This window comes from Bradyrhizobium sp. USDA 4516, from assembly GCF_054055915.1.
On the sequence record NZ_JBSRXT010000001.1, the window covers coordinates 5,755,662 to 5,778,285 of the forward strand.

At 65.0% G+C, this 22,624-nt stretch carries 17 protein-coding genes; 8 read left to right on the forward strand and 9 right to left on the reverse strand.

The genetic code is table 11. The annotated features are described in order from the left end of the window. Positions 1 to 120: 120 nt before the first annotated feature. Together ACVI1L_RS26265 and ACVI1L_RS26270 are read right to left on the reverse strand one after the other, a co-directional pair. Positions 121 to 1,518, reverse strand: a complete 1,398-nt coding sequence (locus ACVI1L_RS26265; protein WP_456784252.1) for an MFS transporter — start codon at positions 1,516 to 1,518, stop codon at positions 121 to 123. Between the two features lie 100 nt (positions 1,519 to 1,618). After that, the gene (locus ACVI1L_RS26270; RefSeq protein ID WP_253624113.1) at positions 1,619 to 2,242 is read right to left on the reverse strand and encodes a TetR/AcrR family transcriptional regulator; all 624 of its coding nucleotides are present in this window, start codon (positions 2,240 to 2,242) and stop codon (positions 1,619 to 1,621) included. Between the two features lie 77 nt (positions 2,243 to 2,319). Here ACVI1L_RS26270 and ACVI1L_RS26275 point away from each other — a divergent pair, with 77 nt between their 5' ends. The 4 genes from ACVI1L_RS26275 to ACVI1L_RS26290 all read left to right on the forward strand — a co-directional run bounded on the left by ACVI1L_RS26275 (position 2,320) and on the right by ACVI1L_RS26290 (position 7,204). Continuing rightward, complete coding sequence (locus ACVI1L_RS26275; RefSeq protein WP_016846500.1) at positions 2,320 to 2,682, forward strand: darcynin family protein; 363 nt, start codon at positions 2,320 to 2,322, stop codon at positions 2,680 to 2,682. 611 nt (positions 2,683 to 3,293) lie between these two features. Then, positions 3,294 to 5,036: an ABC transporter permease gene (locus tag ACVI1L_RS26280; protein ID WP_057017578.1), complete on the forward strand. Its 1,743-nt coding sequence runs from the start codon at positions 3,294 to 3,296 to the stop codon at positions 5,034 to 5,036. Positions 5,037 to 5,059: 23 nt separating this feature from the next. After that, on the forward strand, positions 5,060 to 6,085 hold the full coding sequence (locus ACVI1L_RS26285; protein ID WP_456784253.1) for an ABC transporter substrate-binding protein: 1,026 nt from the start codon (positions 5,060 to 5,062) through the stop codon (positions 6,083 to 6,085). A gap of 15 nt (positions 6,086 to 6,100) precedes the next feature. Next, entirely contained in the window at positions 6,101 to 7,204 is a 1,104-nt protein-coding gene (locus ACVI1L_RS26290) for an ABC transporter ATP-binding protein (RefSeq protein ID WP_456784254.1), read from the forward strand. A gap of 209 nt (positions 7,205 to 7,413) precedes the next feature. Here the strand turns inward: ACVI1L_RS26290 and ACVI1L_RS26295 are convergent, their stop codons facing one another. Then, the gene (locus ACVI1L_RS26295; RefSeq protein ID WP_057017541.1) at positions 7,414 to 8,202 is read right to left on the reverse strand and encodes an IclR family transcriptional regulator; all 789 of its coding nucleotides are present in this window, start codon (positions 8,200 to 8,202) and stop codon (positions 7,414 to 7,416) included. A gap of 123 nt (positions 8,203 to 8,325) precedes the next feature. Between ACVI1L_RS26295 and ACVI1L_RS26300 the strand changes: the two genes are divergently transcribed. Both ACVI1L_RS26300 and ACVI1L_RS26305 read left to right on the forward strand, forming a co-directional pair. Then, on the forward strand, positions 8,326 to 10,146 hold the full coding sequence (locus tag ACVI1L_RS26300; RefSeq protein ID WP_082653805.1) for a flavin-containing monooxygenase: 1,821 nt from the start codon (positions 8,326 to 8,328) through the stop codon (positions 10,144 to 10,146). A gap of 49 nt (positions 10,147 to 10,195) precedes the next feature. Then, a complete protein-coding gene (locus ACVI1L_RS26305) occupies positions 10,196 to 12,139 on the forward strand; it encodes an alkyl/aryl-sulfatase (protein WP_057017540.1) in 1,944 nt (647 codons plus the stop codon). Positions 12,140 to 12,259: 120 nt separating this feature from the next. On the opposite strand, the gene ACVI1L_RS26310 is transcribed toward ACVI1L_RS26305, so the two are convergent. From ACVI1L_RS26310 to ACVI1L_RS26335, 6 genes are all read right to left on the reverse strand, one after another. After that, complete coding sequence (locus ACVI1L_RS26310) at positions 12,260 to 12,964, reverse strand: ABC transporter ATP-binding protein (RefSeq protein ID WP_199805251.1); 705 nt, start codon at positions 12,962 to 12,964, stop codon at positions 12,260 to 12,262. Then, entirely contained in the window at positions 12,957 to 13,706 is a 750-nt protein-coding gene (locus ACVI1L_RS26315) for an ABC transporter ATP-binding protein (protein WP_057017538.1), read from the reverse strand. The genes ACVI1L_RS26310 and ACVI1L_RS26315 overlap by 8 nt, the downstream gene beginning before the upstream one ends. Positions 13,707 to 13,716: 10 nt before the next feature. After that, on the reverse strand, positions 13,717 to 14,703 hold the full coding sequence (locus ACVI1L_RS26320) for a branched-chain amino acid ABC transporter permease (protein WP_057017537.1): 987 nt from the start codon (positions 14,701 to 14,703) through the stop codon (positions 13,717 to 13,719). Beyond that, a complete protein-coding gene (locus ACVI1L_RS26325; RefSeq protein ID WP_028334343.1) occupies positions 14,703 to 15,572 on the reverse strand; it encodes a branched-chain amino acid ABC transporter permease in 870 nt (289 codons plus the stop codon). The genes ACVI1L_RS26320 and ACVI1L_RS26325 overlap by 1 nt, the downstream gene beginning before the upstream one ends. Positions 15,573 to 15,588: 16 nt before the next feature. After that, positions 15,589 to 16,842, reverse strand: coding sequence for an ABC transporter substrate-binding protein (locus ACVI1L_RS26330; protein ID WP_456784255.1), 1,254 nt, complete (start codon positions 16,840 to 16,842; stop codon positions 15,589 to 15,591). 302 nt (positions 16,843 to 17,144) lie between these two features. Beyond that, the gene (locus ACVI1L_RS26335) at positions 17,145 to 18,212 is read right to left on the reverse strand and encodes a glycosyltransferase family 4 protein (RefSeq protein ID WP_057017535.1); all 1,068 of its coding nucleotides are present in this window, start codon (positions 18,210 to 18,212) and stop codon (positions 17,145 to 17,147) included. A 313-nt stretch (positions 18,213 to 18,525) separates the two neighbouring features. Between ACVI1L_RS26335 and ACVI1L_RS26340 the strand changes: the two genes are divergently transcribed. Together ACVI1L_RS26340 and ACVI1L_RS26345 are read left to right on the forward strand one after the other, a co-directional pair. Continuing rightward, on the forward strand, positions 18,526 to 20,289 hold the full coding sequence (locus ACVI1L_RS26340; protein ID WP_456784256.1) for an ABC transporter ATP-binding protein: 1,764 nt from the start codon (positions 18,526 to 18,528) through the stop codon (positions 20,287 to 20,289). 84 nt (positions 20,290 to 20,373) lie between these two features. After that, entirely contained in the window at positions 20,374 to 22,575 is a 2,202-nt protein-coding gene (locus ACVI1L_RS26345) for an amylo-alpha-1,6-glucosidase (protein ID WP_456784257.1), read from the forward strand. Positions 22,576 to 22,624: the final 49 nt, after the last annotated feature.

Consider the following 22,624-nt stretch of genomic DNA (forward strand, 5'->3'; position numbering starts at 1 on the left):
GACTGCAGCGCGATGTTGGCCTTGAAACTGGAACGGTTCAAATCAAGAAAATGCGCTCGCAGCGCGAAAGAAAGTTGATGCTGTGGTGTTTGGCCGCGGACTGTGCGCGCCGCATACCTGTCATGACTTTTGCGGTGAAGCTACGGCCAAACGCAGGAAGCTCATGACGCTGCCGAGCGCGGCAAATCCGGCACCCAGCGCCAGCGCCACGGTGGCGCCCTCGCGGTCGGCCAGCGCGAAGCAGAGCGCGGCGAGGGCGGCGCCGGTGGTCTGCCCGGTCAGCCGCGCGGTCGCGACGATGCCGCTGGCGCTGCCGCTGCGATGCGACGGCGCGCTCGACATGATCGCCTTCATGTTCGGGGTCTGGAAGAAACCGAAGCCGATGCCGCAGATCATCGTGCGCCAGACGATGTTGGCGACGCTGGGCTCGGTCGGCAGGGTCGCGAGCAGCACCATGCCAAGTCCGAGCAGCAGCATGCCGATGCCGCCGAGGATGCCGGCCGGATAGCGGTCCGACAGCCGGCCGCCGATCGGCGCCATGAAGGCGACCACCAGCGGCCAGGGCGTCATGAAGAAGCCGGTCTCGACCTGCGAGCGGTGCAATATGTCCTCGAAGTAGAACGGCAGCGACACGAAGGCGAGGCCCTGCACAGCGAACGAGCAGACGGCGGTCGCGGCGGACAGCGCGAAGATCGGCCGCCGGAACAGGTCGATCGGCAGCATCGGCGCCGGATGGTCGGCATGCCGCCGGGTCAGGATCCATCCGAACAGGACGGCGACGACAAGCTCGGCGATGACAAGCGCCGGCGCGGCCTTGTGCGCGGCGCTGCCGATGCCGATGATGAAGAGGCCGAGACAGGCGCAGGCCAGCGCCGCGCCGGCGAAATCGAAGGCGTGGGTGGCGCGCGGCGTCGTCGGCAGCGTCTTCATGCCGATCAGCAACGCGACGACGCCGAACGGAATATTGACGGCGAACAGCCAGGGCCATGGGCCGAGCGCGAGGATTCCGGAGGCGATGGTCGGCCCCAGCGTGAAGGCGGTCGCGACCACGAGCGCATTGTGGCCGAAGCCGCGGCCGTGCATCCGGCTCGGATAGACGAAGCGCACCAGCGCTGTGTTGACGCTCATCAGGCCGCTGGCGCCGAGCCCCTGCAAGGTGCGCGCAACCAGCAGACTTGGCAGCGACCACGCCAGGGCACAGCCGAGTGACGCCAATGTGAACAGCAGCAGGCCGCCGAGATAGATTCGCTGGTGGCCGACGATCTCGCCGAGCGCGCCGAGCGGCAGCAGCGTCGCGACCAGCGCGATCTGATAGACGTTGACGACCCAGACCACTTCCGCAGGGCTGACATGCAGATCGCTCGCGATCGCCGGCAGCGCGATATTGGCGATCGCGGTATCGAGCGAGGCCATCGCCAGCGCCGTGAAGATCGCGGCCACCGCCCAGCGGCGGGTCTCCCAAGGCAAACCATCGGTGATCGGTGCCGCAGCCGCGGTGGTCGGGGTCTTCTCGAGCATGCCTGAAAATGTCTCCGGGGCCGCCATGTACTACGCCGGCATCCCGTTCCCCAGCCGCGCCATTGCATGATGCGTATGCGAAGCGGCCTTGCCGGAAGCGTCAGAAGTCCCGCCGCGGACCGAACAGATATCCTTCGATGGCGCGCAGCACCCGGCGGCTGGCCGCAGCCTGCGAGAGGTCGTTTTGAAGCGCATGGTCGACCATGGCGCGGCTGATCACGATCAAGTCCTCGATGGCGTCATCATCGACTGGCCTTGCGATCTCACGACGATGCCGCGCCAGCAGGGCGGCGACCAACTCCTTCAATTCGCCGGCCGCTGACGTGCCCGATGACGCCGCGCGCAGGCGATCCTCCTCGGCCTCCAGAATGCGATTGAGCCCGGCCCGCTCGGCATGCGCCTCGAGCTGGGCCCGAACGATCAGGTTGAGCGATGCCGTCAGGCTCTTGCCCTCGGATGCCGCGACCGCATCCCGTACTTTCGCCAGCAGCGCGTCCTCGAATCTGGCGATCAATGCCAGCGTCAGCGCGTCCTTGTTCGGGAAGTACTGGTACACCGAGCCGACGCTGATCCCGCCGCGCTCGGCGACCGCATTGGTGTTGTAGCCCTCGAGCCCGCCCGCTTCCAAAACGCGAGCCGCCGCTTCCAGAATCACCGCCACGGTTTCCCGCGAACGCTGCTGAAGCGGCTGTTTCCGGGCCTTGATGCGCCGCTTCGCCGGCATGAGGGGCATCTCCCAAAACGCGAGTTGTGAAATATGAGCAATTACTCACATTATGGCCGTGAAAGGAGAACCGATCAATGGTGACACTGCAAACGACCTCGTCTCCCGTGCTTCCCGAGCACGAGGACGATCCGCACAGGTTTCATATCTTCGTCATGGTCAAGACCACGCGGCACTGGCTCGATCTGAAGACCGAGCAGCGTCTCGCCTTCCTGCACGAGGAGGTCATTCCCTTGCTCCGGCGTCGCCCGGAGCTGAAGGTGCGCTGGTTCGAGCCGGAGGCCTTCTCGACCAGGGCGACCGACGTCATGATCTGCGAGACCGATGACCTCTCGGCCTGGGCGTGGTTCTGCGACCACCTGCGCGAGACGAGGTTCTGGGACCACTATTTCGAAGTGCTCGACATCATGCCGGCGCTCGAAGGCAATTACCTTGCCTAGGATGCCGACGCCGGCCCGGATCGTTCCGGGCCGGCGTCCCGGCAGCCTGTGGCGACGCAACTGCGTCCCATCCACATCTGTCATCGCCCGGCTCGATGTTCAGCCCGGACAGATCACTGACGGGTGTTCGGAGACATAGCTGACACATCAACATTGGCTGGATTGGTCCGATTCGGGAGGCCGTCCATGCCTTGGAGTGAGGTGTCAGTGATGGATCACCCGCTTTCGCTTGCGCGGGTGATGACACCGAGTGGCTGTTTTGGCATCTCGAATTCCGCCCCACCCGCATCGTCGTCCCGGCGCAGGCTGGGACCCATAACCACCGATGCTGCTTATCGGGCGTGTTGGAACGACGAGTCCCGTTCAAGACATCCGCCGCGGAGTATGGGTCCCGGCCGTCGCCGGGACGACGGCGGTGGAGCAGCGTGCGAACGCGATCAATCGATTTCGTGTTCCCGCGGTGCGTCACAGAATCGCGCCGAAGCGACTTTCGGATAGCTTGCGTCACAGTCGCGATCGACTACCCTTGGTATACAAGCAGGCCCGGCGTCAGATCGGGCCGCAAGAGGGAACGCGCATTGCACGGACAGGCCGACCGGCGCAGCGAAGCCATGCGAAGCGCCAGCGAGGGAACTCGCCGCCGCGCGTTCACCGGCCTCTGGGTCGCGGCATTGCTGGCGATCCTGACCTTCCTGGTCATCTATCCCGTCTTCATGCTGCTGCTCGGCGCGCTCACCGACACCAATCCGGTGGTCGACGGCATCCGTCTCAGCCTGAGCCATTTGTCGATCGCAAATTTCCTCGCCGTGCTGGCCAATCCGAACGTCGCCGAAGCGCTGCTCAACACGCTGATTGCCTGCGGCGGCGGCACGGTGATCGCGGTCGCGATCGGGCTGTTGTTCTCCTGGATCGTGGTGCGCACCAACACGCCGTTCAAGGGCTTCATCGCCGCGGCCAGCATCCTGCCGCTGTTCGCGCCGCCGCTGGTCGCGGGGGTGGCCTGGGCCATTCTCGGTTCGCCGAAGACCGGCTTGATCAATACGATGTTCAAGTGGATGGGCTCCGACCTGCGCGTCGATCTCTATTCGATGTGGGGCCTGGTGTTCGTGTTCGGCATCTACTACGCGCCATATGTCTACATGTTCACCTCGTCGGCGCTGCGCAACATGGACCCGAGCCTGGAGGAGGCCGCGGAGATCTCCGGCGCGAGCCCGGTCGCGACCCTGTTCACGGTGACGTTCCCGCTGATCATGCCGGCGATCGTCTCGGGCATGCTGCTGTCGTTCATCGTGATGCTCGGCATCTACGGCATCCCCGCCGTGCTCGGCGCGCCGACCAACCTGAACGTGCTCACCACTTACATCTTCAAGCTCACCAACTGGTCGCCGCCGCTCTACAACACCGCGGCTGCGGTCGCGATCATCCTGATGGTGGTCACGGGGCTCCTGGTCTATCTGCAGCAGAAATTGCTGAGCGGACGCAGCTATACCACCGTCGCGGGCAAGGCGTTCCGGCCGCGCAGCCTCGATCTCGGCCCATGGCGCTGGCTCACCTTCGCGATCGGGATCGTCTACCTCCTCATCGTCGTGGTGCTGCCGTCGCTGGCGCTGATCGTCGCGGCGTTCCGCAAGTTCATGTTCATCCGCGACGTCGCGAGCCTGTTCGACATGCGGCAATATTCGCTGACGCATTTCGAGAGCATCTTCGACAATCCGTTGACGATGCGCTCGATCTACAATGCGGTCGAGGTCGGCGTCATCACGGCTGTTGTCGGCGGCGGGCTCGCCTTTGCGATCGGCTACACCATCCATCGCACCCGCGTCAGTGGACGCGGCGCCATCGACCTGATCTCGACGCTGCCGGTCGCGATCCCCGGGCTGGTGGTCGGCGTCGCCTATCTCTGGGCCTGGATCGGCGTGCCGGGCGGGCTCTACGGCACGATCTGGATTCTCGCGCTGGCCTTCATTGCGCGCTTCATGCCGGACACCGTGAAGGCGCTGTCGACCTCGTTCCTGCAAATCCACCGCGAACTCGAGGAGGCCGCCTGGGTCTGCGGCAAGGGCATGCTCGGCACCATCAGGACGATCGTGTTGCCGCTGGCGCGGCCGGGGGTGCTGGCGTCGATGACGCTGTTGTTCGTGCTGGCGATCCGCGAGCTCGGCTCGTCGCTGTTCCTCTACACCAGCAACACCATGGTGATGTCGGTGCTGCTGCTCGACTATTATGAGGGCGGCAATATCGGCAAGACCGCGGCCTTCAGCCTGGTGCAGACCGTGCTGCTCGGTGTCCTGATCGGCGGCGCCAACTGGCTGTCGCGCGGATCGGCGCAGGGCAACGTGGCGCGGACCGGATAACAACGAATAAGGGGAGGATTGCGATGGATAGACGAACCTTCACCACACTGGCCTTGGCAAGCGTGGCGACGCTTGCATTGGCGCCTGCGGCACAGGCGCAGGAGTTCGGCTCGGCGGAGTTGATCGCGGCGGCCAAGTCCGAAGGCAAGCTCGTCTACTACACCGCGAACTTCGCCGAGATCGAGCAGCAGGTCATCAAGGCCTTCAATAAGCGCTTTCCCGAGATCAAGGTCGAGATGGTCCGGGCGCCCGGCGGCCAGCTGATCACCCGCGTGAAGACTGAGGCCGCGGCCGGCAAGCTGATCGCCGACGTCGTCGACCATTCCGACCGCGCGCTGATGCAGCCGCTGGAAGACCTGTTCCAGGATTACGCGCCGCCGAACGCGGCCGATTACGATCCGCACGCGCTGATCTCGCCGAAATACTGGCCGCGCGCGACGATCGCCTGGTCGATCGCCTACAACACCGAGCTGGTGAAGGACCCGCCGAAATCCTGGATGGACCTGACCAAGCCGCAGTATGACAAATTGATCGGGCAGGTGTTCGCGCAGTCCGGCGGCACCACCTGGACGCGGATCATGTTCGAGCGCCAGGTGCTCGGCAAGGACTATTGGGCAAAGCAGGCCGCGACCCATCCGGTGCTGTATCCCTCCGGCGCGCCGACGGCCGATGCGCTGGTGCGCGGCGAGATCGCGATCGCGCCGCTGCTCTACAACGTGATCTACCAAAAGAAGAAGGACGGCGCGCCGATCGAGATCTTCTTTCCGCCCGAAGGCGCTCCGGTCAATCCCTACGCGACCGGCATTCCGAAGACGGCGGTCCATCCCAATGCAGCAAAGCTGTTCCTGAACTGGTGTCTGTCCAAGGAAGGACAGACCTTCATGATCAAGGAGCTTGGCAATCTCACATCCCTGAAGGCGCCGCCGGCATATCCGGAGGGGTTCGATCCAAAGGTGGTCAAGCTCTGGTATCCGAAGTTCGACGAGTATGTGAAGCTGCACGCGGCGTGGGTCGCGGACTGGGACAAGACGTTTGGCTACCGGCAATAGGCTGATGGTGCAGCGATGACGGCGACGCTCGAAGTCACCGATCTCAGGAAGCAATTCTCGATCGGCCGCCCGGCCATCGACGGCGTCAGCTTTGGCGTGCCGGCCGGCGAGATCGTGGTGCTGCTGGGGCCGTCCGGCTGCGGCAAGACCACGACGCTGCGCTGCGTCGCCGGGCTCGAGCATCCGACCGGTGGCGAGATCAGCATTTCCGGGCGGGTGGTCTCCTCGCCGGCAAGCGGCATCCTCGTGCCGCCGCGTTCGCGCGATCTCGGCATGGTGTTCCAGTCCTATGCGGTGTGGCCGCATATGACGGTGCGGCAGAACGTGATCTATCCGCTGAAGCACCGCAAGATCGGGCGCTCCGATGCTGCCCGCATGGTCGAGGAGGCGCTGGCGCTGGTCGGACTGTCCGACTATGCCGACCGGCCGGTGGTGGCGCTGTCGGGCGGCCAAATGCAGCGCGTCGCGCTGGCGCGCAGCATGGTGTACCGGCCGCAACTCCTCCTGCTCGACGAGCCGCTGTCGAACCTCGATGCCAAACTGCGTCTGCGGCTGCGCGACGACCTTCGCGTCATCCTCAAGCAGACCGGGATGACCGCGCTCTACGTCACCCATGACCAGGCCGAGGCGGTCGTGCTCGGCGACCGGATCGGGGTGATGCGCGACGGCAAGCTGCTGCAGATGGACACGCCCGACGTGATCTACAACCGTCCGGCCGATCTGTTCGTCGCCAATTTCACTGGCGCCACCAACGAGCTCGCGGGCACGCTCGTCACATGCAATGGCCGCTATGGGGTGGTCGATTTCGGTGACGGCCGGCAGGGGGAGGTCGCGCTGTGCCAGGCGCTCAAGCCCGACGAGAAAGTGCGGATCGCGCTGCGGCCCGAGAACATCGCGATCGGCCGGCCCGACGGCGCCAACACGTTCGCGGCAAAGGTGCTCGACCGCAGATATCAGGGCACCCAGACCGCCTACGGCATCGAGCTGTTCGGCAAACGGCTGGAAGCGATCGAGCTCGGCACCGCCGCGCGCCATCAGGTCGGCGTCGAGGCACAGGTCGCGTTGCCGCGCGAATGCCTGTGGGCCTATCGCGACAGCGGGCCGGCATCGCATGAGTAGAGCGTGGTATTGTCGCGTCGAGTGGCGAAGGGGCTGGGCTCCCTCGCCCCGCTCTTCGCAGGGGAGAGGGTGGGGTGAGGGGCTGCTTCCGCGAATACAGTGATAGTTGCGTTTGCGGAGGCTCCCCTCACCCGGAACCCATCTAACGATGCGTTCCGACCTCTCCCCGCACGCGGGGCGAGGTGAAGCGGCGGCCGCCGGTTCTCGGGCTAGCCTTCCTCCACCAGCGCGCGGATGCTGCGGGCTAGTCCGAGGATGCGCGGGCCGCATTCGCGCTCGATCTGCTCGGCGCTGAAGCGGAAGGAGGGGACGCCGCAATTGACCGACAGGCACTCGCCGGTCGGCGTGCGATAGAGCGGGGCGGCGACGCCGAAGATCTCGCGCCGCCATTCGCCGAGCGAGACGGCAAAGCCGCGCTCGCGGCACAATTCGATGTCGGGCAAGGTGCGCTTCTGCACGTAATCGAATTCGTCGGGGCGCTCGGCCTTGACGCGCGCGACATAGGCGCCGAGCTCGTCCTCGGTGAACAGCGACAGCAGGGCGCGTCCCACCGCGGTCGGCGCCAGCGTGCTGACAAAGCCGACGTCGGGCACGTGCGGCGCCGTATCCGTCGTGCGCAGCGTCTCGACATAGATGAAGTCGATGCCGAACGGCATCGCGATCGACACCGTGCCGCCGGCATAGGTCGCGAAGTCGCGCATCAGCGGACGTGCCAGTTGACGCACCTTCAGCGCGGACAACACAGGATAGGCGGCGGCGAGCGCACCCAGCCCGAGCACGAAGCGGCCCTTGGTGTCGCGCCTGAGATAACCGAGCTGCTCGAGCGTGTAGGTCAGCCGCGACACCGTCGGCCGCGACAGGCCGGTATGCAACGCGAGTTCGGCGTTCGACAGCGAGCCGGGATGACGGCGAAACGCCGCCAGTACATCGAGCCCATGCGCCAGGGTGGTCGCAAAGGACGGGTCCGCCTGAGTCTCGGCAGGGGAAGATGCTATCATACGGAATATTGGTCGCAGATCGCCTGATTTGTCAATATATCGGAATGAATTTGCAAATCGTGTCGATATCGGCTTATCTGCCGGGAATAAGGACGAGGAACCGCTGGAGCGAGGCGACTTCCGATGACGATGACCGAGCAAGCCCGAGACGCAAAGCCCGCCGCGATCGACAAGGAGAGGCTGCGCCTGAAGTATCAGGAGGAGCGCAACAAGCGGCTGCGTCCCGACGGCAATGACCAGTATCTCCAGATCAAGGGCCAGCTCGCGCATTATCTCGACGATCCCTACACGCCGGTCGTTGAGCGCGCGCCGAAGACCGATCACGTCACCTTCGCCTTTATCGGCGGCGGCTTCGCCGGGCTCGCCACCGCGGCGCGGCTGACCGAGGCCGGGATCAAGGACGTCCGCATTGTCGAGAAGGGCGGCGATTTCGGCGGCACCTGGTACTGGAACCGATATCCCGGCGCGCAATGCGATACGGCGTCGATGGTCTACATGCCGCTGCTGGAAGAGACCGGCCACATGCCGTCCGAGAAATACGCGCATGCGCCCGAGATCCTCGCGCATTGCCAGCGGATCGGCCGGCAATTCAGTCTCTACGACAACGCGCTGTTCCACACCGAGGTCACGAGCCTCGATTGGGACGCCGCGCAATCGCGCTGGATCATCCGCACCACGCGGGGCGACGCGTTTACCGCGCAATATGTCGGCATCGGCACAGGCCCGCTGCACGTGCCGAAACTGCCCGGCATACCCGGCATCGAGCGCTTCAAGGGCCACTCGTTCCACACCAGCCGCTGGGATTACGACTACACCGGCGGTAACCCTGCGGGCGCGCTGATGGACAAGCTTGCCGACAAGCGCGTCGGCATCATCGGCACCGGCGCGACCTCCGTGCAATGCATTCCGCACCTCGCGCGCGCCTGCAAGGAGCTCTACGTATTCCAGCGCACGCCGTCGTCGGTCGATGTGCGTGGCAACGGGCCGATCGATCCCGACTGGTTTGCCGAGATCGCGACGCCGGGCTGGCAACAGCGCTGGCTGGAGAATTTCACCGCCAACCAGGCCGGCGGATCGGCCGAGGAAGATCTGGTGCAGGACGGCTGGACCGACCTGTCGAAGCGGATCCGCGCCAAGATCATGCTGCTGCCGCGCGAGCAGCGAAGCGTGGAGAACATGCGGGCCGCGTTCGAGGATTCTGACTTCGAGAAGATGGAGGAAATCCGCAACCGGGTCGACACCATCGTCCGCGATGCCGACACTGCCAGGAATCTCAAGGCCTGGTACGGCCAGCTCTGCAAGCGGCCATGCTTCCACGACGCCTATCTGCAGGCGTTCAATACGCCGGGCACCCATCTGGTCGATACCGACGGCAAGGGCGTCGAGGAGATCACCGAGAACGGAATCGTCGTTGCGGGCAAGGAGTATCAGCTCGACTGCATCATCTATGCGTCCGGCTTTGAGGTCGGTACCGAGTACAAGCGGCGCGCGGGCTTCGATCTGACCGGCCGCGACGGCATCAAGCTATCGGAGCACTGGGCCGAGGGCATGCGTACCAAGCACGGCATCCACGTGCACGGCTTCCCCAACGTGTTCTTCGTGCAGCCGACCCAGGGCGCCAATCTGATCTCCAACGTGCCACACAATCTGACCGAAGCGGCGCGCACCATCGCGCTGATGGTCGGCCACGCGCAGGACAACGGCTTCATGGAAATCGAGGTCAGCAAGGAAGCCGAGGATCGCTGGGTCGAACTGCTGCTGACTGGCGTCGGCCGGATGATCGGCGGGCCGGATTGCACGCCCGGTTACTACAACAATGAGGGCCGTGAGCCCGGTTCCGCGGCCAAGCTCAGTGTCGGCCATCCCTCGGGCGCGCTGGCCTACTTCAAATATATCGACGGCTGGCGCCGTAGCGGCCAGTTCGAGGGCGTGCAATTCCGCTGAGGGAAGCGCGATCGGAACCGATTTCCGCCAATCGAGGGAGTGCTTGAGTATGGCCCAGACAACCGCAAGCGAAACGTCGCATGAAAGTCCGAAGGCGGCATCCGCGCCGGTCATCGCGCAGCACGCGGCGACGCTGAAGGCGCTGCCGTTCGCCGACACCAGGGACTTCGACGACGCCGCGCGCGGCTTTCTCGGCACCATCGAGAACGCACGCGTCACCTCGGCCCAGGGCAGGGTGGTCTGGAGTCTCGAGCCCTACGGATTCCTGTCCGAGGAGAAAGCGCCCGCGACCGTCGATCCGAGCCTGTGGCGGCAGTCGCGGCTCAACATGCATCACGGCCTGTTCGAGGTGGTGCCGGGTGTCTACCAGGTGCGTGGCCTCGACATCGCCAACATGACCCTGATCGAGGGTGACACGGGCGTCATCGTGGTCGACACGCTGACCTCGATCGAGGGCGCGCGCGCCGCGATGGAATTGTACTTCCGGCACCGCGGCAAGCGGCCGGTCGCCGCCGTCATCTTCACCCACACCCACACCGACCATTGGGGCGGCGCCCGCGGTGTGCTCGACGACGCTATGCTGGCGGCGGGCGTGCCGATCATCGCGCCGAACCTCTTCATGGAGCATGCGGTCTCCGAGAACATCATCGCGGGGCCGGCGATGCTGCGCCGTGCGCAATACCAGTTCGGGCCGTTCCTCGCCAGGGGCGTGCGCGGCCATGTCGACTGCGGCCTCGGCAAGACTATGGCGGCGGGCGGCGTGGCGCTGCTGCGGCCGACCGATTTGATCATCGCGACCGGCGACAAGCGCGTGATCGACGGCGTCGAGTTCGAATTCCAGATGGCGCCGAACAGCGAGGCGCCGGCGGAGATGCATTTCTTCATCCCGCGCTACAAGCTCCTGAATCTTGCGGAGAACTGCACGCACAATTTCCACAATCTGCTGCCGTTCCGCGGCGCGGATGTGCGCGATGCGCTGGCCTGGTCGAAATATCTCGGCGAGGCGTTGCAGATGTGGGGCGGCAAGGCGGAAGCGATGTGCGGCCAGCACCACTGGCCGGTGTGGGGGCAGGCGCGGATCGACACCATGATCCGCGAGCAGCGCGACCTCTACAAATACGCGCACGACCAGACCATCCGTCTAATGAACCATGGGCTCAATGCAGCCGAGATCGCCGAGACGATCCGCCTGCCGCAGAGCCTGGAGGGCGCCTGGCACGGCCGCGGCTATTACGGCCACATCAGGCACAATGTGAAGGCGATCTACCAGAAATATCTCGGCTGGTACGATGCCAATCCGGTCAACCTCGATCCGCTGCCGCCGGTCGAGGCCGGCAAGAAATATGTGGAGTATATGGGCGGCGCCGACGCGATCCTGAAACGCGCCGCGGCGGATTTTGCCAAGGGCGAATTCCGTTTCGTGGCGCAGGCCGTCAGCCATCTCGTGTTCGCCGAGCCTGATAATCAGGCCGCGCGCTCGCTCCTCGCCGACACGTTCGAGCAGCTCGGCTATGCCGCGGAAAGCTCGACCTGGCGCAACGCCTATCTGTTCGGTGCGCAGGAGCTGCGGCAGGGCATGCCGAAGACGCCGCCGCGCTCGCCGATGCCGCGCGAGACGCTGGCTGCGCTGCGCACCGAGCAGCTTTGGGACGTGCTCGGCATCCGCCTCAACGGCCCCAAGGCCGAAGGCAAGCGCATCGTGCTGAACTGGAGCTTTACCGATACCGGCGAGACCTTCGTGCTCAATCTCGAGAATTCAGCCCTGACCTACGTTAGGGGTGCGCAGGCGGCCGATGCGCAGGCGAGCTTCACGCTGGCGCGCAGCGTGCTGGACGAGGTCATCGCCAAGCTGACCACTTTCCCGGACGCCGTCGATGCCGGCAGGATCAAGACATCCGGCGAGCTGCAGCGGCTCGATGAATTGATGGCGCTGATGGACGAATTCCCGCGGATGTTCGAGATCGTCGAGCCGAAGCGGACGGCGGTGACTTGACGAAGTCATTCCCGGGCGATGCGAAGCATCGAACCCGGAATCTCGAGATTCCGGGTCTGGTCCTTCGGACCATCCCGGAATGACGTGGCACTTAACTTACGCACTGAGTTGGCAAGTATCTCAAATCCCGAGATACGCCGCCTGCACCTGCTTGTTGCCCGCGAGCTCGGCGCTGCTGCCTTGCATGATCACATTGCCGCTTTCCAGCACGTAGGCCCGCTGCACCAGCGACAGCGCGCGGCTGACATTCTGCTCGACCAGCAGGATCGCGGTGCCCATCTTGTGGATCTCGCCGATCTTCTCGAAGGTGACGTCGGTCATCACAGGCGCGAGGCCCAGCGAGGGCTCGTCCAGCATCAGAAGGCGGGGCTTCAGCATCAGCCCGCGGCCGACCGCGACCATCTGCTGCTCGCCGCCGCTCATGGTGCCGGCGAGCTGTCTCCTGCGGTCGGCGAGCCGCGGGAAGATGCTGTAGACGAGCTCCATCGTGCGCGCGCGATCCGCCTTGGCCTTCGGCGTGTAGGCGCCGATCTCGAGATTCTCCTGCACCGTCATTTCCGGGAACACCTGGCGGCCTTCCGGCACATGCGCGATGCCGAGCTCGGGGATCCGGTAGGGCGGCAGCGTGGCGAGGTCGACGCCGTCGAACGTGACCTTGCCGCCGAACAGCTTGACGAGGCCGGAGACGGCGCGCAGCGTCGTGCTCTTGCCGGCACCGTTGGCACCTAACAGGCCGACGGCTTCGCCCTCGCCAATGGAGATGCTGACATCGGTGATGGCAGGGACCGAGCCGTAGCTGGCGCTGACGCGCGAGAGCTCAAGCATGGGCGTCTCCCTGCGCCGGCGGATGCACATAGGAGCCGAGATAGGCGCGGATCACTTCCGGATTCTCCACGATCTCCTTCGGCGCGCCCTCGGCGATCTTCTGGCCGTGGTCGAGCACCACGATGTGGCGAGCCACCGCCATGATCGCGCGCATCACATGCTCGACGATCACGATGGTGAGGCCGCTGGCGGAGAGCTTCTTCACCAGCGCCACCGCCTGGTCGATCTCGGCCGGGTTGAGTCCGGCCATCACCTCGTCGAGCAGCAGGATTTTTGGCTGCGTTGCCAGCGCGCGGGCCATTTCCAGCCGGCGCTGGTCGATGGTGGTGAGGTCCTTGGCCGGGGTCTGCTCTTTGGCGGAGAGGCCGACGAACTCGATCGCCTCGAGCGCCTTGTTGTGCGCGGCCGCGATATGCCGGTCGCGCAGGAACGCGCCGGTCATCACATTGGCGAGCACGGTCATCGCGCCGAACGGCTTTGCCACCTGGAAGGTGCGGGCAAGGCCCAGCGCGCAGACGTCATGCGGCTTGAGCCCCACGACCTCGTGACCGAAGGCGAGCACCGAGCCGGAATCCGGTCGATGAAATCCCGTGATCAAATGAAAGCTCGTGGTCTTGCCGGCGCCGTTCGGCCCGATGAGCGCGACCGTCTCGTTCTCCTGCACCGTGAAGCTGACGTCCTGCACGGCGCGCAGGCCGCCGAAGCGCTTGCTGAGACCCTTGATGACGAGTGCTTCTGCCATCGCGACGACCTCAGGCGCGCGCCGGCTTGCGCCGGGCGGTGCGGTGATAGATATCGGTCGCGAACCCGATCAGCCCGGTCGGCCGCCACAGGATGACAGCCATCAGGATCAGGCTGTAGACCGTGAGCTGGATGCCGCCGACCGAGCTGCCGAGCCAGCTTTGCAGCAGCGCCGAGGTGGTCTCCAGCAGCACGGTGCCGATCACCGGGCCCCACAGCGTGCCGATGCCGCCGACGATCGACACCAGCGCCGCCTCGATCGAGACGTTGAAGCTGAACGCGGTCGCAGGATCGATGAAGTAGATGTACTGCGTGTAGAAAGTCCCGGCGAGCGCAGTCAGGAACGCGCTGATCATGTAGATGTCGCGCTTGACCTTCGGCGCGTTGACGCCGACCGCCTCGGCGGCGTCCTCATCCTCGCCGATCGCGACGAGATAGTAGCCGATCCAGGATTTCTCGATCCTGTGGGTGATCCACAGCCCGACCACGAGCAGGCCGAGCACGACGTAATAGTACGACGACTTCTCCTCGAACTGCATCATCAGCGGCGCGCTGCCGAGGTTCGGGATCGTGGTGCCTTCGGCGCCCCAGGCGAAGTCGCGGAACTTGAGGAAGATCAGCATCAGCACCTGGGCGGTCGCGATGGTGGCGATGGTGAAATAGGGGCCGCGCAGGCGGAAGCAGAGCCAGCCGATCGGCAGGCTTGCGAGCATCGCGACCACGCCGCCCGCGATCATCCCGATCCAGGGCGAGATGCCGTAGTTCACCTGCATGATGGTGGAGGTGTAGGCGCCGAGCCCGAAATAGGCGGCGTGGCCAAGCGACAGCTGCTTGGCGTAGCCGCCCATCAGGTTCCAGGCGACGCCGATGAAGGAGAACAGCAGGATGCGGATGAAGATGTCGATCGCGAATGACGAGGTGACGAGCTGGGGCAAGGCGAGCATGACGACCGCCCCGATCGCAAGCCACAGCCATTTCATGTTGCTGGACGTCTGCATCACCGGCCCCTCCTGGCGCCGAGCCCGCTCGGCCTGAACGCGAGCGTCAGCAGCAGCAGCGCGAACACCACGATCAGGCCGGAATCGGCGCCGACGAACTGGATGCCGAGCGATTCCGCGACGCCCATCATCAGGCTTGCGATCAGCGCGCCCATCACATTGCCGAGCGTGCCCATCACCACGGCGACGAACGCCATCAGCACAAACACCTGGCCGACAAACGGATAGGCTGAATAGAACGGCATCAGCAGCGAGCCGGCGGCGCCCGCGAGCGCCAGCGCGGTGCCGAACGCGACCGCGAACACGCGGTTCGGATTGATCCCCATCAGCATCGCGACGTCGCGGTTCTGCGATGCGGCGCGCATCGCGCGGCCGAGATCGGTGGTGTGCAGGAATACCCACAGCAGCCCGCTCAGCGCCATCGCGACCGCGAAGGCGATCAGTTTCGCCACCGGGATGTACAGCCCGCCGATATGCCACGCCGCATCCGAATAGGACGTGTGGACTGTGCGGTAATTGGCGCTGAACAACATCAGCGAGAGATTGAGCAGCAACAGCGACAGCGCGAAGGTCAGGAAGATCTGCGGCATGTCGTTCGGCCCCAGCACCCTGCGGATCAGGAAATGCTGGATCAGGACGCCGGCGAGGAACAGCACCGGCATCGAGACCACGAGCGAGACCAGTGGATCGATGCCGAACTGGGTGGCGAGGAAGAACGAGATATACATCCCGATCATCACGAACTCGCCCTGGGCGAAGTTGACGATCTTGACCACGCCGAAGATCAGCGTGACGCCGATGCTGACAAGCGCGTAGATGCCGCCGATGAGCAGGCCGTTGATCACGGCCTGGGCCAGTGTCTCCCACATGCGATGCGACCGCGGTTCAGGTCTTCATCAGCGGGGCGCGGGCGTCTTCCTTCGGGAAGACGCTGACGAGATCGGTGTTTTGCCACTGCACGCCGACCGGGCGGCCGTAGACGTTCTTGCCGTCCGGCCCGAACTTCACCTTGCCGCCCGGCGCCATCGCAGCAAAGCCCGAGGAAACATCGAGCGTCGAGAGCGCCTCGCGCACCTTCTTGGGATCGGCGGAGGCGGCGCGCTCCAGCGCGTCGGCCAGCATGAAGGTCTGCGCGACCAGGCCGCCGGCATATTCGAACGCGAACTCGCCGGTGCGCTTCTTGAATTCGGCATTCACCTTCTGCGCGTCGTCGCTGACGTCGTGGTTCCAGTGCGCAACGCCCTGCAGGCCCTCGGCGGCATTGCCGACATTCTTGTAGAAGTCCGGCATCACGAAGCCGCCGGAGCCGCCGTTGATCGCGATGTTGAGCCCGACCTGCTTCACGGTGCGCACGATCAGGATGAGGTCGTTGAGATAGGACAGTGAGAACAGCGTGTTGGCGCCGGAGGCCTTGACCTTGTTGATCAGCGGGCTCGCATCGGTGAAGCCGGCCGAGTAGGGCTCGAACATCACGATCTCGACGCCTTCGCCCGGCGCCAGCTCCTTCAGCCCGTTCGAGGTCGAGGTGCCGAACGCGGTGTTCTCGAAAATGACGGCGACCTTGGCCTGCTCGCTGACCAGCTTGGCCATCTGCAGCTGCGCCTTGGCAAACTGCGAAGCGCGCGCGAACGGCGTGAAGGTGTAGGTGCGTCCCTTGTTGAGCTGATCGGAGCTCGATCCGGTGATGATCGGGACCTTCGCCCGTTCGCAGACTTCGCTCGCGATCAAGGTCAGCGCGCTGGCATAGCAGCCGTGGATCGCCGACAGCTTGTTGCCCGTGATCAGGCGGTCGGTCTCGGTGCGCGTCACCGTGGTGTCGCTCTGCACGTCCGAGACGATGAGGTTGAGCTTGGCGCCGCCGAGCGACTTGATGCCGCCGGCCTCGTTGACCATGTCGACCGCGAGCTTGGACGCAGCCACGCAGCCGACGCCGATCTGCGCCATGCTGCCGGTGGTCGGATAGAGCGCGCCGATGTTGATCGGATCGGCCGCCCAGCCGCGCAGCGGAACGGCGCCGAACGCGCCTGCCGCCAGCACGCCGCCGGTCTTGGCGAGGAATTTGCGGCGGTTCAGCTTGTTTTGTGAGGCTCTGGTCGGTGCGGCATTATTAATGGCCGACGGCTTGCGGTCCCCTGTCATGGCGTTCCCCCTGCGCGATCACGGCACGGTTGCTCCGTCCGCTCGCTTATTATTTTTTGCTCAAGCGCGGCGCATAAGAGCACGTAATTCGGCATTCGCAAAGGCGATATCAGCCGAACTGATGGGGAAACCTGTCATCGCTGGTGCGTCGCAGCAATCGTGCGACGCGGGCATGCGTAGTGTTTTGCTGCGTGAGAGTTGCCGCCGCTCACGACGGTATTATTGACAATCGAACGACCCGACGGACCGGCACGGATGGTGCCGGCCGGCCCGCCGGATCATTCGATCGGCCGCTGCAACTGCTACTCTGCGCTGGCCACCAGCTTGAAGCGCGGCTCGGCTTCCATCAGGCCGCGGAAGGCGGCGAGATAGTCGAGCGCCATGCGCCGCGCGGTGAAGCGGGTCTCGAACTGCTTGCGGATCGCGTCGCGATTGAGCGTTCCTAGGCGGCCGACGGAGGAGATCGCACTGATCTCGTCCTCGACGATGAAGCCGGTCAGGCCATCCTCGATGATCTCCGGCACCGAGCCGCGGTTATAGGCGATGACGGGCGTGCCGCAGGCCATCGCTTCGATCATCACGAGGCCGAACGGCTCCGGCCAGTCGATCGGAACCAGGAGCCCGATCGCGCCGCTGAGAAAATCCGGCTTCTCGCGGTCGCTGATTTCGCCGATGAACTCGACCAACGGGTTGCTGGTGATCAGCGGCTTGATCAACTCATCGTAATATTCCTGGTCGGCACGATCGACCTTAGCCGCGATCCTCAGCGGAATGCCGCAGCGGGTTGCGATCTTGATCGCGCGATCGACGCCTTTCTCCGGCGCGATGCGCCCGAGTACCGCGAGATAGGACGGCTTCGCCGGTTGCGGCGTCAGCAGATTCTCCGGTAGGCCGTGATGGATGGTGCGCACCCAATGCGCCTGCGGCACCGGCCGCCGCTGCGCGTTGGAGATCGAGATCACCGGAATCTTCGAGAAGGTGTTGAAGACCGGCTGATGCTCCGGCAGGTCGAGCCGTCCGTGCAAGGTGGTGACGAACGGCGTCGGCTGCCGCGCGAACAGCGACCACGGATAATAGTCGAGATGGCAGTGCAGGAAGTCGAACTCCTCGTCGTCGGCCTTCTGCCGCACGCGTTCCAGCATCACCATGTGGAGCGCATTGGGATCGCGGACCGAGCCGTCGAGCCGCAGTGCCTTCGGCCAGGTCGCATCGAGCTTCGCGGAGGTTTGAGAATCGCCACTGGCGAACAACGTCACGTCATGTCCAAGTGTTACAAGTTCTTCGGTCAGCCAGTGCACGACCCGTTCGGTGCCGCCGTAGAGCTTGGGGGGAACAGCCTCCGTCAGCGGGGCAACCTGCGCGATGCGCATCTCTCCGTCTCCTGTTTGTAATGTGGAATGAACTACCCTCAGCCCTCAGATGGCACCGACATGCCAAAGACGGGAACGTTCTCGCACGTGCGAGGTTCCTTAGATGTGGGAGATCTGCCGCTTCTTTCTTCCATCACACTGTGGTCTTGCTGATGCCATCACGCTCCAACACGGTTTTGCCTATGCCAGCGTTGCAAAATTGTTGCGCAGTGATGGCTGCATCAAGGAATCCCACCGCCGCCCTTCACGTCATCGTGCGCGAGAGCTTCGACTAGAATTTTCTCGTTCACCTTCAACAGCTTTGCAGGACGTCATGGACCATCTGTCAGGATATGCGCATCGTCCGTTTCCCTTTGTGTTGCGCTATCTGCGCCGGCGTCTGCCGTCGCATGTTGTGATTTTGTCAGCCGTTGTTGCGGCGGTTGCCTGCTCGGTAGGCACGCAATACGGCGTGAAGAATCTGGTCGATGCGCTGTCGGCAGGGCCGTCGGCCGCGAGCGGCGTATGGCTGGCATTCGCTCTGCTCATGTCACTGATTGCAGCCGACAACTTCCTGTGGCGGATCGCGAGCTGGACCGCGAGCTACACCTTTGTCAGCGTCACCGGCGATCTTCGCCGCGACATGTTCCGCCATCTCACCGGCCACGCGCCGAGCTATTTCACGGACCGGCTGCCGGGCATGCTGACCAGCCGGATCACGGCGACCTCGAACGCGGTGTTCACCGTCGAGAATATGTTCGTATGGAACGTGTTGCCGCCCTGCATCGCGACCTTCGCGGCGATCGCCCTGGTTGGAACAGTCAGCGTGACAATGTCAGCAGTGCTGATCCTGATCGCCGGAACCATGGTGGTGGCCATGTTCCGCATCGCCGCCGCCGGCCGGCCGCTGCATGACGATTTCGCCAACAGGGCGGCCGCCGTGGACGGCGAAATGGTCGACGTCATCAACAACCTGCCGCTGGTACGCGCGTTCTGCGGCCTCGGCTATGAGCACGAACGCTTCGATGCGACCGTCAATCGGGAACTCGTCGCGCGTGGCCGTTCCCTGCGCTACCTCGAGAAGCTTCGTCTCATTCACGCCGGCGTGACCGTCATCCTGACCATCGCGATGCTGGCCTGGGCGCTCAGCCTCTGGCAGCAGGGCGCGGCGACCACCGGCGACGTCGTGCTGGTCTGCACGCTCGGCATCTCGATCCTCAGCGCCACCCGCGATCTCGCGGTCGCGCTGGTCGACGTCACCCAGCATGTCGCGCGGCTGACCGAGGCGCTGGCGACGCTGCTGCAGCCGCACGAGCTGAAGGACCATCCGGAGGCCGAGGCGCTGGTGAAGAGCGGCGCCGCGATCGCCTTCAACAACGTCTCGTTCCGCTATCCCGGCGGCCTGCAGGTGTTCGAGCGCTTCAGCCTGCGCATCCAGCCCGGCCAGCGGGTCGGCCTGGTCGGCCACTCCGGCGGAGGCAAGTCAACACTGTTTACCCTTCTGCAGCGCTTCTACGACGTCGAGCAGGGCAACATCACCGTCGACGGCCAGGACATCTCGCGCGTCACGCAGCAAAGCCTGCGCGCCGCAATCTCGGTGGTGCCGCAGGATATCTCGCTGTTCCACCGTTCGATCCTGGAGAACATCCGCTACGGCCGGCCGGACGCCACCGACGACGAGGTGCTGCGGGCGGCGATCGCGGCGCGCTGCGACTTCATCGAAACTTTGCCCGAGGGCATGAACACCATCGTCGGCGATCGCGGCGTCAAGGTCTCCGGCGGCCAGCGCCAGCGCATCGCGATCGCGCGCGCCTTCCTGAAGGATGCGCCGATCCTGCTGCTCGACGAGGCCACCGCGGCGCTCGATGCCGATTCCGAGGAGGCGATCCGCGAGGCGTTGTCGCGGCTGATGCGCGGGCGTACCGTGGTCGCGATCGCGCACCGCCTCGCGACGCTGCGCAGCTTCGACCGCGTGCTTGTGCTGCAGGGCGGCCGGATCGTCGAGGACGGTCCGCCCGATATCCTCGTGAAGGGAAGGGGCCCCTACCGCGACCTGGTCGCGCGTGAAATGGGCCGACTTTCCACCAGCGCGGCCTGACCCCGCGTCGTCAAGTGCGTTTGTGCGTTCCGGTGCGTTCGTTCGAACCAGGATACGGGCCAAGCAAAGTCGCCAGAGGTTCAGATGGCAGCTGACGTCGTTACGCAGATCATCACCGCTCGCATCACGGAGCACGTCGCCGAATCGCCGTTCTACATTCCGATGACCGGGCCCGCGGCGCGGCCGCGGCGCTCGCTCAAGCATGACGACACCTTCATCGTGCTCGACAGCCATGGCGACATCGGCGCCTCGGCCGGCGGGCCGGACGGCCTGTTCAACGCCGACACCCGCTACCTGGCGCGGCTGGAAATGGTGCTGGAGGACGTGCAGCCGCTCCTGCTCGGCTCCAACATGCGCGACGACAATTCGGCGCTGACGGTCGACCTTACCAATTCCGACGTCTATCGCGACGACCGCCTCACGCTGCCGAAGGACACGCTGCATATCGTGCGCTCGATCTTTCTGTGGCGCGGCACGGCCTATCAGCGCATCGGCCTGCAGAATCACGGCGATCATGCCGCAAGCTTCGATCTCACGCTGCTGTTCGACAATGACTTTGCCGATCTGTTCGAAGTGCGCGGCGAGCGCCGGCCGCGGCGGGGCATCGGCTCGAGCAAGCTGCTCGGCCCGACCGACGTGGTGCTGGAATATTGCGGCCTCGACGAGCAGACGCGGATCACCGCGCTGCATTTCGATCCGCGGCCGACGCGGCTGTCGGTCAACGCGGCGACCTATCATTTCGATCTCGAGCCGGGGCAGGTCACGTCGCTGTTCGTCGCGGTCTCCTGCAACAAGCCGATCATGCAGAAGCCGGTGCCGTTCTTCCGCGGCCTGCTGGCGCATCGCCGCGAGATGCGGACGTCGTCGGCCGGCGCAGCCAGCATCGAGACCTCGAACAACATCTTCAACGAGGTGCTGTGTCAGGCGATGGCCGACCTCAACATGCTGATGACCGAGACCCCGCAGGGCCGTTACCCCTATGCCGGCATTCCCTGGTATTCGACGACGTTCGGCCGCGACGGGCTGATCACCGCGTTGCAGATGCTGTGGGTCGATCCACGGATCGCCAAGGGCGTGCTGAAGCGGCTCGCGCTGTTCCAGGCCAAGGCGGTCGATCCGCTGGCCGATGCCGCGCCAGGCAAGATCCTGCACGAGATGCGCGGCGGCGAGATGGCCGCGCTTCGTGAGGTGCCGTTCGCGCATTATTATGGCAGCGTCGATTCGACTCCGCTGTTCGTGCTGCTCGCCGGGCTCTATCTGGAGCGCACCGGCGATTTGGAGACGCTGCGCGAGCTGTGGCCCGCGGTCGAGGCCGGCTTGCAATGGATCGACGGCCCGGGCGATCCCGACGGTGACGGCTTCGTCGAATATCAGCGCGCCACCGAGGAGGGGCTGCGCAATCAAGGCTGGAAGGATTCGTTCGACGCCATCTTCCACGCCGACGGAACGCTTGCCGAGGGCAATATCGCGCTCGCGGAAGTGCAGGGCTACGTATTTGCCGGCAAGCAGCTTGCCGCGCGCGCGGCGCGCAAGCTCGGCTTTGCCGACAAGGCTGCGAAGCTGGAAGCCGAGGCCGAGCGGCTGCGCGAGCGGTTCGAGGAAGCATTTTGGTGTGAGGAGCTCGGCACCTATGCGGTCGCGCTCGACGGCGCCAAGCAGCCGTGCAAGGTGCGCACGTCGAATGCCGGCCAGACATTGTTTTCCGGCATGGTGCGGGAAGACCGCGCGCGACGGGTCGCCGCCGACCTGATGAGCCAGAAGTTCTTCTCGGGCTGGGGCATCCGCACCGTCGCCGCGGGCGAAGTGCGCTACAACCCGATGTCCTATCACGACGGCTCGATCTGGCCGCATGACAACGCGCTGATCGCACTCGGATTCGCGCACTACGGCCTCAAGCATTCGGTCGCGCATCTGTTCAAGGGCCTGTTCGACGCCGCGAGCTATATGGAACTGCGGCGGCTGCCGGAATTGTTCTGCGGCTTCCGGCGCGAGCGCCGGCGCGGCCCAGTGCTCTATCCCGTGGCCTGTGCACCGCAGGCTTGGGCGAGCGCGACGCCGTTCACGCTGCTGGAGGCTGCGCTCGGCCTCGAGTTCGACACCGCGCGCGGCGAGATTCGCTTGCGCGATCCGCGGCTGCCGGAGTTCCTCAACGACGTGGTGCTGCGCGACCTCAGGCTCGGCGCTTCCAGTGTCGATCTGAGGCTGCGCCGCCATGACGACGAGGTGTCGCTCGAAGTGTTGCGAACGCGCGGCCAGATCCAGGTGTCTATCGTGCTGACGCATTGAGCGTCGTCGCGCGGCATGCGCGCGCCGGGAAATCGCGGGGAGAGTAACA